13 protein-coding genes and 2 pseudogenes are annotated in these 13,395 nt (G+C 64.5%); 8 read left to right on the top strand and 7 right to left on the bottom strand.

What is annotated here, in order from left to right; genetic code table 11:
* Positions 1-2 precede the first annotated feature (2 nt).
* The 7 genes and pseudogenes from CSQ99_RS25850 to CSQ99_RS25820 all read right to left on the bottom strand — a co-directional run.
* Positions 3-1,865 carry a proton-conducting transporter transmembrane domain-containing protein gene (locus CSQ99_RS25850; protein ID WP_099041861.1) on the bottom strand — a complete coding sequence of 621 codons (1,863 nt, stop codon included), beginning with the start codon at positions 1,863-1,865 and terminating at the stop codon, positions 3-5.
* The gene (locus CSQ99_RS25845) at positions 1,862-2,164 is read right to left on the bottom strand and encodes an NADH-quinone oxidoreductase subunit NuoK (protein WP_099041860.1); all 303 of its coding nucleotides are present in this window, start codon (positions 2,162-2,164) and stop codon (positions 1,862-1,864) included. The genes CSQ99_RS25850 and CSQ99_RS25845 overlap by 4 nt, the downstream gene beginning before the upstream one ends.
* A complete protein-coding gene (locus CSQ99_RS25840; RefSeq protein WP_099041859.1) occupies positions 2,161-2,724 on the bottom strand; it encodes an NADH-quinone oxidoreductase subunit J in 564 nt (187 codons plus the stop codon). The genes CSQ99_RS25845 and CSQ99_RS25840 overlap by 4 nt, the downstream gene beginning before the upstream one ends.
* Before the next feature lie 6 nt (positions 2,725-2,730).
* Complete coding sequence (locus tag CSQ99_RS25835; RefSeq protein WP_099041858.1) at positions 2,731-3,669, bottom strand: complex I subunit 1 family protein; 939 nt, start codon at positions 3,667-3,669, stop codon at positions 2,731-2,733.
* Entirely contained in the window at positions 3,666-4,976 is a 1,311-nt protein-coding gene (locus CSQ99_RS25830) for a hypothetical protein (protein ID WP_245909094.1), read from the bottom strand. The genes CSQ99_RS25835 and CSQ99_RS25830 overlap by 4 nt, the downstream gene beginning before the upstream one ends.
* Positions 4,967-5,311: an NADH-quinone oxidoreductase subunit A gene (locus tag CSQ99_RS25825; protein WP_099041856.1), complete on the bottom strand. Its 345-nt coding sequence runs from the start codon at positions 5,309-5,311 to the stop codon at positions 4,967-4,969. The genes CSQ99_RS25830 and CSQ99_RS25825 overlap by 10 nt, the downstream gene beginning before the upstream one ends.
* A 157-nt stretch (positions 5,312-5,468) precedes the next feature.
* Positions 5,469-5,627 (bottom strand): annotated as a pseudogene (locus CSQ99_RS25820) (TlpA family protein disulfide reductase); the annotation flags it as partial.
* Positions 5,628-5,739: 112 nt separating this feature from the next.
* Between CSQ99_RS25820 and CSQ99_RS31075 the strand changes: the two are divergent.
* From CSQ99_RS31075 to CSQ99_RS31545, 8 genes and pseudogenes are all read left to right on the top strand, one after another.
* A complete protein-coding gene (locus tag CSQ99_RS31075; protein ID WP_176561221.1) occupies positions 5,740-5,913 on the top strand; it encodes a hypothetical protein in 174 nt (57 codons plus the stop codon).
* Between the two features lie 141 nt (positions 5,914-6,054).
* A complete protein-coding gene (locus CSQ99_RS25815) occupies positions 6,055-6,750 on the top strand; it encodes a hypothetical protein (RefSeq protein ID WP_099041855.1) in 696 nt (231 codons plus the stop codon).
* 172 nt (positions 6,751-6,922) lie between these two features.
* Positions 6,923-7,306 carry a BlaI/MecI/CopY family transcriptional regulator gene (locus CSQ99_RS25810; protein ID WP_099041883.1) on the top strand — a complete coding sequence of 128 codons (384 nt, stop codon included), beginning with the start codon at positions 6,923-6,925 and terminating at the stop codon, positions 7,304-7,306.
* A gap of 366 nt (positions 7,307-7,672) precedes the next feature.
* On the top strand, positions 7,673-8,056 hold the full coding sequence (locus tag CSQ99_RS25805; protein WP_245909093.1) for a hypothetical protein: 384 nt from the start codon (positions 7,673-7,675) through the stop codon (positions 8,054-8,056).
* Between the two features lie 1,104 nt (positions 8,057-9,160).
* Positions 9,161-9,838, top strand: a complete 678-nt coding sequence (locus tag CSQ99_RS25800) for a YcnI family copper-binding membrane protein (protein WP_099041853.1) — start codon at positions 9,161-9,163, stop codon at positions 9,836-9,838.
* Positions 9,839-10,171: 333 nt separating this feature from the next.
* On the top strand, positions 10,172-10,393 hold the full coding sequence (locus CSQ99_RS31550) for a hypothetical protein (RefSeq protein WP_245909092.1): 222 nt from the start codon (positions 10,172-10,174) through the stop codon (positions 10,391-10,393).
* Positions 10,390-11,760, top strand: coding sequence for a hypothetical protein (locus CSQ99_RS25790; protein ID WP_099041851.1), 1,371 nt, complete (start codon positions 10,390-10,392; stop codon positions 11,758-11,760). Before CSQ99_RS31550 ends, CSQ99_RS25790 begins: the two co-directional genes overlap by 4 nt.
* Before the next feature lie 1,058 nt (positions 11,761-12,818).
* Positions 12,819-13,228 (top strand): annotated as a pseudogene (locus CSQ99_RS31545) (hypothetical protein); the annotation flags it as partial.
* Positions 13,229-13,395: the final 167 nt, after the last annotated feature.

Genomic DNA, 13,395 nt, shown 5'->3' with positions numbered 1-13,395 from the left:
CGTCACCTCACCGCCACAATGAGCACGAAGCCGGCAACCAGCAGCACGACGGCGGCCAGGTAGTACTGATGCAGCTGACCGGTTTGCGGTCGGCGCGCCAGCTGGCCCAATTGCCCGACCCGCGCGGCCACCGCCTCCACCGCGCGATCCACCGCCCCGGTGTCGGTCTGAGCCGCCCCGCGCGCCGCACGCAACACCGCGACCGCGGTGGCGTCGACCGCCGCGTCGAGCACCTTGTCATCGAACCGGGCCGCCAGCCGGGCGGCGCCCATGGTCGGGGCCACGACCAGTAGGTGCGCGCCGCGCTGAAGCCCCAGCCACGATGCGGCCCACCGCGGTTCGGGCACACGCCAACGCGCCACCGCGGCCACCACGACGAGCGCAAGGGCCGCCGAACCGAGCAGCTCGGCGACGCTCGGATGCGAGATCGGCTGGACACCGTCGAGGGTGCGCGCGACGATGGAGCCCACTGGGGGCAGGGCCAGCACGCCCGTGATCACCGCCCCCACGGCGAGGACCACGAGAGGCGCCTGCTCGAGTCCGGTGAGCCGACGCGGTGCTGGTCGGGGCGACGCGGTCGGCGACGGGGCGGTCACGTTGGTCGACGGCCTGGCCCAGATCACCACCAACATCTTGGCCGCATAGGCCGCCGACAGGCCCGAGGCGAGTAACCCGAGCCCGTACAACGCGGGGGAGTGCTGCGCTGCGGCGGTCAACACAGCGTCCTTGGTGGCCCACAGCGACAGCGGCGCTATCCCGGCCAGCGTGAGTGCGGCGATGGTGGCCGACCAGCCCACCACCCGCCAGCGCCGCGCCACACCGCCGAGGTCATCGAGACGCTGGGTGCCCAGCAGCGACAGCCACACGCCGGCGGCGAGGAACAACCCGGCCTTGGTGGCGGCGTGCGCCACCAGGTGCGCGGCGCCGCCGCCGACGGCAGCCACCCCGGCGGCCATCACCACGAATCCGAGCTGGGCTGCGGTGGACGCGGCGAGCAGCTGCTTGATGTCGCGCTGGGCCACCGCGACCGCGCCGAGCACCACCGCGGTGATCACACCCACCCATGCCGCCGCGGTCGCGGCCCAGCCGGTGGCGGCCAGCAGGGGTTGTGTCCGCAGTAGCAGGAATCCGCCCATCGCCACCATCGCCGCCGAATGCAGCAGGGCGCTGACCGGACTGGGACCCGACATCGCCCGCGAGAGCCAAAAGGAGAACGGCAGCTGCGCGGCTTTGCCGAGCGCGGCCACGAGCACCCCGAGCGCGAGGACATCGCGCCACCCGCCCCGGGCGTCGGCGAAACTGTTCAGCGCCATCCCGGCGCCGCCGGCCAGCGCGGCGCCGGCGGCCAGATACAGCCCCAGATCGGCGGTGCGGGTGGTCACAAAGGCGGTCAAACCATCCGATACCCGGTTTTGCTCACGCCACCAGAACCCGATCAGCGCATACGACGCTGCCCCCATCACCTCCCATCCCAGCAGCAGCGCGGGCAGGGTCGCGGCGGTCACTGTCAGGATGGCGGCGGCGGCGAACACCAGCATCAACCCGTGGAAGCGGCCCCGCGCCTCGCGGATGTTCCCGGCCGAGAACATCAGCACCAGCAGCGTCACGGTGGTGACTGCGGGCAGCACTGTCCCCGCCAGCGCGTCGACCCGAAGGGCGAACGGCGCGCCGGCCATGAAGGCAACCTGCACCGACGGCCGCGCCACCGACACGATCACCGACACGGCGACGCACGAGAGCGCGGTGGCCAACGAGATCACTTCGGTCCACCGATTGTCGCGGCGGGAGATCAACAAGGCGACTCCCACCGCGGCCGGTGTTGCGACCAGCAGCCACAGCAGCGCAGGGATCACGGGGCTGCTCATCCGGAAAGGTCGGCTGCCGTGTCGGTCATGTCGGCGCGACGCTCGCGGTGCAGCGCGGTGGCCACGGCGAATCCCATGGCCATCTCCACCGTCATGGCGGCGATGACCACCAGCAGGAGCACCTGGCCGCTGGGTGCGGGCATGACGAACCACCAAAACCCCGCGGCGGCAAGGATGATCGCGTTGATCATCAGCTCCAGGCCCATCATCACCATCACCACGACTTGCTGGGACAGCGCACCGTAGAGCCCGACGCTGAACAGCGCGGCGGCCACCAACAACACCGTTTGTAGTGTCATCGGCCCACTCCTCCGGGTTGCGGGTCGCGTGCCCGGCGGTGTGTGAGGTCGTCACCGAAACGGTCGTAGCGGGTACGGGCGGCCGCCAACACGATCCCCGCGACGATCGTGGCGACCATGACCGGGCTGATCACCGCCATGGTGAGCATGTGGGGACCCATCAGCTCCTCGCCGAGTGCCATGGTGACGTCCTGCGGGGGCTGGCCCTGCCGGGCGGGCCAGTGGATCAGCAGAATCCCGGAGGCCAAGAACACGAAGGTGGCGACGGCGGCGGCAAGTGCGCGCCGGTTGTCGTGAACCATGCTCATCGGCATCAGCGCGGGGTTCATGCCCATGAACATGACCATGTAGACGGCCATTACCGCCATCTCCATCACCATCATCAAGATGGTGACTACGCCGATGTAGTTCTGCTGCAAGAGCACAACTGCGACACCGACCGCGATGAACGAGGCCGCCAGCGCATACGTGGCGCGCGCCATCGAATTGACCCAGAACACCGCGGCCCCGGCAGCGACGGCGATGACTGCGAGCAGCCAGAACAGGATATGGACGATCATGGTGTGTCAACTCCTGCCGATGGCGATGACCGCCACCACTAGATCTTGGGCCAAGACGGCGGGCAGCAACACGACCCAGCCGATCTCCATGAACTTGTCCGGCCGCAGCGCGGGTATCGCGCGCCGCAGCCACACCAACACGCCAAGCAGCGCAACGGTTTTCACAACGGACCACATCCAGTCGGGCAGCAGCGGTCCGGCGCCGCCGCCCAGGAACATCGGCACGGCGAACGCCGCGCCGGCGACCAGAACGGCGTAGCGCCCGGCAACGAACACCAGCCGGTCAACCCCGGACAGCTCGGCGGTCATGCCACCGGCGATGTCGTCTCCGAGCGCCGGGCTGAACGGACCCCACACCGAAAACGCCAAGACACCAAGGCAATACGCCACGAATGCGACCGGCATCCACACCACGAACCACAAATCGTGCTGGGCGGCGGCCACGTCCCCGACCCGCAGGCTGCCCGCGGCGATGGCGGGCGCGACGAGGGCGAACATCAGAGGCAGTTCATAACCCAGCGCGTGGGCGAGGAACCGGTAGCCGCCGATCAGTGAATGCACCGAATTGGGTCCCCAGCCGGCCAGCCACACCACCGCCCACATCATCACGTCCACGGCGTTAACCCACATAACACCGACATCAAGATCCAGCAGCGTCCAGTGCCCCAGCGGCACAACGACGATCATCAGCAGCGCGACCACGATGGGCCCGATGCACCCGATGCGCCACACCAACGCGTCAGCGGCCACCAGGGTCCGACGACGCTGACGCATCAGGCGGGCCACCTCAAACAGCGGTGCGCCCGCCGCGCTACTCGCGCCGCCCACGCCGTTGGCCCGTGCGGAAAGTGTGCTGTCCAGGCTGGCCGCGAACAGTGCAAGCACGCCCAAGAGGGCAGCGGCCGCCAGCGCCCACCCGCCGCTAACTGTCGCCACCTCAGTCATCGCTGCTCAGCCTTGGCGTGGTCAGTGGCGATACCTAATCCTGCGATCACCAGCCGTGCCGTGGCAACATCTAGACCCTCGACCAGCGTGGGCAGCATGTGCTCGATGGCGCTCCACGGCATGTGCAACCGGGGCGTGTCGGCCTCGTGGCGAATCAATCCTTGCACCACGTCGAGCCGTGTGAGCAACCGATCATAGGTATCTCCGCCCAGCGACGCGGGCAGCCCGTACTGGTCGATGTCGTCGACTGCGATCGGGGCGAGGTCGCGCAGCGCCCACCGCAGCACCCGAGAGCGGCGCACCAGAGTGGCCAACGCGGCGACCTGTTTCTGCGCCGCGGAGTCGTCGACGGGGTCGTTAAGCAGTCGCTCGCGTAACCGTCGTGCGCGCGCGGCGGCGCGAGGCCAGCCGGCCAGCACCAAGAGGTCCACGAGATGGTCGGCCTGGCGGGCCGCCTCCCTCGAATTGGCCAGCGGTGACCGCGGTTGCTCACCGTGGCCGGCACCCATCAGCTGAGCCTGAGCAGCGGTGATGACATCGCCCTGCAGCGCGCAGCGCAGCACCAGCCCAGCCGGCCAGTAGGCGAGGAACGGACCCAATCGTAGGTGCAACTCGTCCATTTCCAACCCGTCGCGGTCCTCACCGCCTTGAGCCAGCGCAATCCCCGCCGGCGCCATATTCATATCGCCGTGATCCATGTGGTCATGGCTGCTGTGTCCCATGTCGTGACCGCCATGCTCGTCCTGCTCGGCGTGGCTGCCATGGGCGTCATGGTGGTGGTGCTCGTATGCGTCGTGGTCAGCCGGCTCACGGCTTTCCTCGGGATGCTGAAGATGGGAGCTGCCGTGCGGCGGGCCGCCACCGAGCTTCACGTGCTGATGTCCAGCACCGTTGCCTTGTCCGCTGTCGGGCATGTGGTGACCCTGGGGGCCTGGGTCGTGATGACGTATCGGCTCGGGCGACCGCACACGATCCCTGGCATCCGTCCGCTGCCGTTTGACATCGATGAGGACGCCGACCGCGCGGTCCAGTTCTGGGCTCGCCGGCGACACATCGAGGATGTCGACGCGAGCCCGGGGGCCGGGCAGCTGGTCCCAGATGCGATCGATGAGGTCGAGGAGGTCGTCGTCTGCGGTTCCGCATACCGCCAAGACGTCGGCGTCGGCCGGTGAGACGGCCTGTCGCCATGCGCGAGCAGCGATCAAGTCCTGCACCGCGGCGCGAAGAACCCAGTTTCCCGGTACTTCGGCGATGAACACGTGCGCCCGCCGGGCGGCGTACTTGGCCAACCATCGATTCAGGTCCACCGCAGCGCACCCTCTCGCCATGCCCAGGCGACCGCTACGAGCAGCGCGGCCAGAAACAGAAACATCTCAATGACCGCGGTAGTGCCCATCTCTACGACAACGACCGCCCAGGGATACATGAACAGCATTTCGACGTCGAAGGCCAGAAAGACCAGCGTGGCCAGGTACCACCGGACGTGATAGCGCGACAGGGCGTGCTCCTCGGGTGCCCATCCGGATTGGAAGGGCAGCGACACCAGCGCCGTAGGAGACACTGCCGTAAGTCGGTGCGCACCATAGACACTCGCGACGCCAGCGACAGCGACCAGCAAGGTCCACGCCAACCCGGCGTACATACGCACCTCCCGCGGTCGCAATGCCCGCGAAGCAACTCGGGCCGATTTATGCGCGCCCTCTAGACGTACCCGGCGGGGGTATTTTCCGCAAGGCCGGTGTTGATTTGGTGCGCGACTGGCTCATATTGACAGCACCGTAAGGTCACCAACGCTGCCGCCGATTGTCCGACGGATCGTAGAACAGGTCGGTCTCGCCATCGGGTGACACGAACTCAAAGGTGCCGCCCTGCGCGACGGCATCGCGTCCCGTGACACATCCCACCGCGAGAACAGCCGCGATGGCGCACACAGCGTGTGCACGCAGGCGAGTGAGCACCGGTTCTCCACTGGTGATGCATTTCCATCAGCTCTACTATTCGTGTACGTAGATCGCAGCCCGCGTGTGTGAACCTTGGCGCGCAGGGTCTTCGCGCCGAAGGGAGACCGGAATGGAGCATCTACTCCTGGCGGGTGCCGCGCTGGCCTGCCCGATTGGTATGGGCGCGATGATGTTCATGGTGATGCGGAGCAGCCACGGGACCGACATGCCTGACCGTGAGAAAATGACGCGGCTGCGGGCGGAGATCGACCAGCTGAAGTCCGAGCGACAGCACCACATCTGACGTCGCCGGACTAACCCGCCTCGATGCTGCCAGATCGAGCGTCCCGCCAAAGCACTGCAACGGCAGTGGGCGGACGATTATTTACTAAGCTATGCAGTAGATACCTATGACAGCATGCCTGCAGATGAACGGAGCGCCTTCATGGCGACGAAGTCTTCACGAGATGGACGTAAGGCCGTCGCACGTGCGCAGTCGAGCCGACGCAGCAGCTGGCTGTGGCTCGCCGCCGGCGTTGTTGTCGCAGCTCCCATCGTGGTGATCGTGATCTTCAGCATCACCAAATCGCCCCGGGCCGGGCACACCAGAGACGGAATCGGCGAGATGCAGAGTCCACCGGCCACCGTCGCCGTGGGCGCCGAACCGATGCCGCCGTGGCCGACGCCTGCGGATGCGAGTGCGGCGGTGGCCGCAGCCGGGTTGCCGATGCTAGGTAGCGAAGGGGCCATGGAGCACATTCACGCCCATCTGGATGTGCTGGTTGACGGTGAGCCCGTGCCGGTTCCAGCCGGGCTGGGTATCGACACCAAACGCGGCACTATCAGTCCGCTCCACACCCATGACGGTAATGGTGTGATTCATGTTGAGTCCCCGGTGAAAAGACAGTTCAGCCTGGGGGATTTCTTCACCGAATGGCAGGTCAGCCTGTCGCCGGACAACATCGGGGCACTGCGCGCCGTCGAGGGTAAGGTCGTGCGCGTTTTCGTCAACGGCGCACCACAGGCCGGAAACCCAGCCGCCATCATGCTGCGCGATCGTGACGAGATCGCCGTGGTCTACGGCGTCCCCCGTCCTGGCGAAACCATTCCCTGGACATACGACTTCGCAGAAGGCTTGTGACGCGAGACCCGCTGCATCGCGCAATGGCACAGGCACAACGAGGGAGGCGACATGGTCTCGGTATTCCAAACGGTGTGACTGCATTACGCTCTTGGTACGTAGGCAGTACGCATTCCGTCAAAGGGGCACCATGGGCGACACTGGCTCGACACGGGCGGCCGGGAGGCCAAAGTTGCGCACACATGGATTTGGGGAACTCGAAGCCGTCATCATGGATTGCATCTGGAACCGTGATTCCGACACTACCCCGACGGTGCGAGAGATTTTCGACGAACTAGCGGCAGAACGCGACATCGCCTACACCACAGTAATGTCCACGATGGACAATCTGCACAGCAAGGGCTACTTGTCCCGGCAGCGCGACGGCAAAGCCTACCGGTATTGGCCCACCTCGACGCGTGAGCAACACAGCGCCGGCCTTATGCGCGAGGCCTTGGACTCCGGCGGCCAACGCGATCTGGTCCTCACCTACTTTCTTGAGCTGATAGGCCCCGAAAGGTCGGCGCGCCTGCGCGCTGCACTGCGTCGGCCCGCAAAGCGGGCTGCCAAACGATGAGCAGGTGGGCGGGTGAGGAAGCAATGTCGGAAGGTCGGGCCATACGCCGGCAGCCGGAACCCAACGGGATGGAGCAATGCATGTCTCCCTTCGCCCGAGCCATCACGGCGGAGGCTGCCTGGTGGAGTGTTGTCGGCCTGCAGGCAGGTCTCTGATAGCGGATACCTTGTGGACTGTGGCTTATTCGGTCCCGAGGCTGCGGAGTTTTTAGTACCTGTGCTGCCAGACGACCCGACTACGGCCTCGCGACCCGCAGATAGCTTTCGACACGCGAGATTGAAGAGGGAAGGAATGGGTAGTTCGCCACCCGCACCCCGGAAGAACCGGAGGCGTGCGTGGTTGTTCGCGGCCGCGGCGGGTTGCGTAATGATCTTAGCCGTAATCGCCGTCGCGACACGCGGTTTCGGCCTCGCCGACTCTACAGACGGTACCTCGAAGGACCTTACGGCGCAGGACCGCTGCGAATCTGAGGTGCTTAAGCGTTTGGCCTCGCCGTCGACGGCGATGCTGTCAAACCTCGAGGTGGCAAGCGCAGTCCTGGACCCTGACAGCAAGGATCTATTCTCACTACTCGATGACCCGCTCAAGGGGGTCGACCATTCCCGCATAACGGTGTTGAACGTTTCTGGTGTCGTGGATGTCGACGGCAACGCGTTCGGGTCCACGATCCATGACCCCTTCAGCTGCCGTGCATACTTCATCGACGGCAACCTGGCCAACACCCTCGTTCTCTTCGACCATGACCATTAGAAGGCGCGCTGTGTCGCTGCCGTCGCAGGACCTGGCCGCATTTCTGGACGGGTCCGTTCTGGACGGGTAAGTACAGAAGCCGCAGCACTGTTGAGGCTGGTCTCATCACGTTGATCGCGGACGATGCCCCGCGTCCGGATGACGGGCTGACACAACACTTTCACCTAAACGCCGGCATGATGACCACTTGAGCGATACGACCCGGTTGCCTTCTCACTAGCAGCCGGCTACCGAAAAAGGGCCAAGAACGCGACGCCACGGTCTGATGTCCGCCACTTGCTGACAGATAACCGCGAGCGATCAGGCGGTGTCACTCCCTGTGGGGGTGATCACCCTCAGCGCTGTGTGAAGGATCTGGGGTGGGCGCCGGAGGGGCCACAGGCGCCGGCGCCGAGGGCGGGGGAACCGCTTCGGTATTCGGCGGAGCGTCCGGTTCTGGATGATCGTGATGGCCGTCTTCATGACCGCTAATCGGCGGGTGGTCATCGCGTTCGGCGCCAGCTGACGCGTGGTGGTCGTGCAGCAACCCTGCAGCCACTCCTACCGTCGCCGCGGCACGATCACAGCGCTGGCGCCGCCAAACACCATTGCGTTGCCGAGCCCCGATATCAGCCCTGCTCGGCGGCCTCGGTACCACACCCAGCCTGCCTCCGCTCCCATGACGACGTAGCACGCGAGCAGGAGTGCGCAGAGGCCGGCGGCTACATTGACTTGGGCCACCGATGTGAGAATCGAGAAGAAATACCGGCATGACGCGAACACCGTCCTCGACGTGGGCGGACTGTACTGGACCGCCTCCGCCGCTCAATGAATGCGCCCTGGTGCGGCCTTCCGGAGCCCTTTCACCTGACAAACTCACGAGCAAGTGATGATTCACAAGCCAGCGCGGGTATTAGACGCAAACGCAACGCGCCGAACCCCTGGTGCCCGCGTCTACGGTCCCACCCCGTATACTGCCACCGAAGCGGTGTCGGCGTGCCAGCCGGCACTTCTGACACGCAATGCTGAACTGCGGGAAGCCCTCTCGAAGCCGAGCGAAGATTGCAATCCTTTATATGGAGGTGGCCGGTGTTGAAAGTCCTGCTGCGCATTGTTGGAGTTCTCATGATCAGTGGAGTGGCGGCACTGCTTGCGAGCCCAGCGGCGACCGCCCATGTAGGTGCATACATTGACGGTGGGGTGCCAGGGGAGACGGGTCTGATCACCCTGCGGGTCCCCGCAGAGTCGGATAACCCGGCTACCACCAAAGTGGAACTGCGGATCCCTGACGGAATCCAGATCCGAACCGTGCGGGCTCAACCGGTTGCAGGCTGGCAACTCGACATAACGAAGAAGAAGACGAATCCGCCGATCTACAGAGACGATGGCACACCAGTCGATGAGGTGGTCAGTTCGGTAACGTGGACCGCAACCGGCCAGGGAATCCTGCCTGGTCAGTTCGATGATTTCGTCCTCGAAGCGGGTCCGTTGCCGGACGTCGAGACGCTTGCGTTGCCAACCATTCAGACCTTCGCCGATGGCACCGCCGACGCTTGGACTGAACCGGCGCCCGAAGGCAGTGATCCCGAGTTCCCCATGCCGACAGTGACTCTCGGGTCGAGTGCGGAGACTGTTGCTAGCGGGGGGAACGCTATGACTTCGGTGATCGCCTGGACTGCTCTAGGTTTCGCTGTGATCGCCGTGGCGCTCGGCATCTTCGCAATCGACCGAGCCCGTCGGTCCGCTGATGCCGGCTCGGTGAGTGCTGCGGCGCCTCCCGAGCGGTCCGCGGTCACCGAGTAGCAACGAACCCGATACTCCATCAGAGAAGTAGCTGCTGTGAAACGACTGGTCTTGCGCTGATGTGCTGTACCAGCGTGGGGTGCACAATTCTCGGCATGACGAGATTGGACGGACAAATCCATGGTTGAATGCGGTATTTGGTTGAGAGCGAGCGCAATTGGGGCGGCTGCCGTCGTCATGGCCGCGTGTGGCTCGCCACCGTCCTCTACGGATGCTTCTTCCGCTTCGCCGGCGACCTCCGCTCAACCAGTTGCGACCACGTCCCCGACAAGTGCGAGTGCTGAAGCCGGGACGGTCATCGATGTCACAGTCGCCAACGGCACGGTGACACCCATGAACGCGGAGACTCAAGCGGTCGCCGGGCAACCGATAGTGCTCCAAGTGACCAGCGACGCTGTCGACAGTCTGCACGTGCATTCGGTGCCCGAACACGTCTTCGAGGTTGCAGCCACCTCAGGTCAGCGCTTCGAGTTCACCGTCGACATCCCCGGCCGCGTCGCAGTGGAATTGCACGACTTGCATGTCACAGTCGTCACCATCGAAGTCCGGCCTTGACGCGCGAAGCCGCTGAGACGTTCCTAGCGCATGGCGTAGGGGGATCGACCGATCTTCCAGTGCCGTTGTCATACGCGCTGATTGGGGCCGCATGGGCGTTAGCTGCGACTTTTGCCGTGGTGGCTGTGGCGTGGAGGACGCCGCGGTTTGACCCGGCGAAGCCAGGACAAGAGCTGCCGAAGTGGATATCTGCTGTCGTCGACTCCCATGCTGTCCGCTGGATAGTCGCGATTGCCGCCGCGGTCTTTACCGCGTGGGTGGCTGTTGCTGCTATCTGGGGTCCCCAGGGCAATGACAATGCGTTGCCGGGTGCGTTCTATGTGCTGTTGTGGGTCGGGTTGGTCGCCATATCGGTTGTCATCGGCCCGGTTTGGCGGGTTATCTCGCCGGTGCGCACTGTGTGGCGGCTGTTGCACATCAGGCGGCGCGGTGCGACCCCCTCAGAGGGGCGAATCCGGTATCGGCAGGGGTGGGGATACTGGCCGGGAGTGGTCGGGCTATTCGCTTTCGTCTGGCTGGAGCTAGCGAGTTCCGATCCTGGCTCGCTGACGGCCATCAAGATCTGGATTCTCGTCTACGCCGTCGCGATGTTGGTCGGCGCAGCAGTTTTCGGGACGCCATGGTTCGCTCGAGCCGATCCGTTCGAGGTGTACAGCGTGACAGTCTCGCGGCTGGCACCGTTCAGAAGAAATCGTGCGACAGGACGCATCGTCATCGGGAATCCGCTCGATCATCTGCCCACCATGCCGGTACGTCCAGGCACCGTCGCGGTGATGGCCGTGCTGCTCGGATCGACCGCGTTTGACAGCTTCTCCCAGTCCGCCACCTTCAGCAACTTCGTCGCACGCAATTCCGCCAGCATCCCTCTGGTCGGTATCTCCGCGGGCGGCACGGTGCTGCGATCGCTCGGGCTCATACTTTTCGTGCTCGCGGTGGGCCTGACATTCTCTGCCGCGGCTCGCGCGACCGCCGGCGTCAGTCGCGAGCAACGCCGTGAGCTCCCAGCGCTGCTCGCTCACAGTCTCATTCCGATCGTCGTGGGCTACATCTTCGCGCACTACCTCTCCTACCTCGTCGAGCGCGGCCAGGAGACCATCGTGCGGCTTGCCGATCCGCTTGGCAGGGGCTGGCACTTACTTGGCCTGGACTCCGCCGACGTGCAGTACTTCCTATCGCTGAATCCGACGTTGCTGTGGACCATCAAGGTCGCCTCCGTTGTCACCGGGCATATGTTGGCCGTGATCGCGGCACACGACAAAGCGCTGCGAGTGCTTCCGGTAGGCCATCAACTGACGGGCCAGCTCGCGATGATGCTGACAATGGTCGGCTACACCTTCGCCGGCCTGTACCTACTGTTCGGGGCTTAAGGCCTGCGACGCGTCTCTGCGACCTTATACCGTCGCAGCTTGGCTGCGAATGGTGATAGGCGTTCAGACGCTAGGCACGCAAGAAGTGCGAGCGTACATGTTCCTGCATTTGTGCGCGGGAACTCACTATCTTGAGCGGACAAGGAACGGTCCGAACCGCGATAATCGATCGACTGCGGCAGAGTTGGCAGGGCAAGAGGGTTGATCGTTTGTTCGTCGAAACGTTGGGCGTGGCTAACAGTCAAGGGTTGACGAATCAGCTTGATACTGCTGATCGCCTGGCGCCGCTGATGACGACGCATCTGGCCTCCCGGGGCCCGGGGGTGATCAAGAGATTCTTGAATGCTCTCTCAGTAAGAAATGGCGGTATCTCGGGCTCAAGGCGTCGGTGTCCACGAAGCTGTTCTGGCTAAGTTCTTGCTCGTTTGAATGATTGGCGCCGCCCGTGCTATACGCAGAACTTTCAATGTCTATTAATCGTGGCCCCGAAGGTAAGCGGGCCAGACTGGCAGTTGGGTGAACCATCCTGCCCTGGCGACTCTCGGTAGTCCCACCACCGTTGCCGAGTCGGCGTGATGGCGTTACTGAGCAACGGAGACGACTGAGGCGTCAATGCCAGCTAGGGGTGGATCAACGCCCCAGCCGTCGTCCATATACTATCCTACTCCGTAGATCACGGCTCATTCCAACCGCAACTCTTTCGAAGAAGTGCAGGACGGTGCTGATGCCTTGGGCCGTCTGATGCCCAAACCATCGAAACGTGAGTGTGAATTCGGCCAACGCGTTGTCCCGCAACCCGCGTCGCGTGTGACGTCTCGCTACCTACCGGTTCATAACATCGCCTTGTTCGATGGTCGCATGCTTGGAATGTGCGCCCGAAACAGCGGGCCTGAAAGGTACTTCGCCCCCCCAAAGGGTGGCCGCTGTGTGGCACGATCCAAGTGCGTAAGAAGCCAGTAGGAGCCCAGCAACGATGCGCGGGGTGTTCGCCTCATCGAGGTATCGAAGTTGGATGGCGCGACATCCTTGTCGGGGGATCATCTTGACGTTGCGGTGCGCTGGCTGCTCGGGTTGGCCCGCGGAATGCGACGCCCTCAGCGGCGCGGGTGCGGTACCGGCAGGGGTGGGAATACTGGCCAGCGGTGGTGGGACTGTTTGCCTTCGTGTGGCTGGAGTTAGCAAGTTCCGATCCAGGCTCGCTGACGGCCATCAAGACTGGATTCTCGTCTACGCCGTCGCAATGTTGGTCGGCGCAGCAGTTTTCGGAACGACATGGTTCGCCCGAGCCGACCCGTTCGAGGTGTACAGCGTGACCGTCTCGCGCCTCGCACCGTTCAGAAGAAATCGCGCGACAGGACGCATCGTCCTCGGGAATCCACTCGATCATCTGCCCAACATGCCGGTGCGGCCAGGCACCGTAGCGGCGATGGCGGTGCTCCTAGGATCCACCGCTTTCGACGGCTTCTCGCCAGTCCGCCACCTTCAGCAACTTCGTCGCACGCAATTCCGAGGATGTCCCGAGTTCCGTGGAACTTCGGTGGCGGTCCGGTGAGCATCAGGCTGCGCTCACTTGATCATTGTGCACTTCGGGTACGACAGATTCGGCGGTCTCGCGTTCGAGGGCTGATCGCAGTG

The sequence above is a fragment of the Mycobacterium neglectum genome (genome assembly GCF_002591975.1).
In the GTDB taxonomy this organism is placed as follows: Bacteria; Actinomycetota; Actinomycetes; order Mycobacteriales; family Mycobacteriaceae; genus Mycobacterium; species Mycobacterium neglectum.
The sequence above is the reverse complement of the archived record's forward strand: the minus strand, read 5'-3'. Positions and strand labels throughout refer to the sequence as shown.

Bases quoted from the DNA above. Each gene is read 5' to 3' on its own strand.
- CSQ99_RS25800 (WP_099041853.1), top strand. From the start codon at position 9,161: ATGATCAGTGGAGTGGCGGCACTGCTTGCGAGCCCAGCGGCGACCGCC.
- CSQ99_RS31550 (WP_245909092.1), top strand. From the start codon at position 10,172: ATGAACGCGGAGACTCAAGCGGTCGCCGGGCAACCGATAGTGCTCCAA.
- CSQ99_RS25850 (WP_099041861.1), bottom strand. From the start codon at position 1,865: ATGAGCAGCCCCGTGATCCCTGCGCTGCTGTGGCTGCTGGTCGCAACA.
- CSQ99_RS31075 (WP_176561221.1), top strand. From the start codon at position 5,740: ATGGAGCATCTACTCCTGGCGGGTGCCGCGCTGGCCTGCCCGATTGGT.
- CSQ99_RS25815 (WP_099041855.1), top strand. From the start codon at position 6,055: ATGGCGACGAAGTCTTCACGAGATGGACGTAAGGCCGTCGCACGTGCG.
- CSQ99_RS25805 (WP_245909093.1), top strand. From the start codon at position 7,673: ATGATCTTAGCCGTAATCGCCGTCGCGACACGCGGTTTCGGCCTCGCC.
- CSQ99_RS25825 (WP_099041856.1), bottom strand. From the start codon at position 5,311: ATGTACGCCGGGTTGGCGTGGACCTTGCTGGTCGCTGTCGCTGGCGTC.
- CSQ99_RS25840 (WP_099041859.1), bottom strand. From the start codon at position 2,724: ATGATCGTCCATATCCTGTTCTGGCTGCTCGCAGTCATCGCCGTCGCT.
- CSQ99_RS25845 (WP_099041860.1), bottom strand. From the start codon at position 2,164: ATGACACTACAAACGGTGTTGTTGGTGGCCGCCGCGCTGTTCAGCGTC.
- CSQ99_RS25835 (WP_099041858.1), bottom strand. From the start codon at position 3,669: ATGACTGAGGTGGCGACAGTTAGCGGCGGGTGGGCGCTGGCGGCCGCT.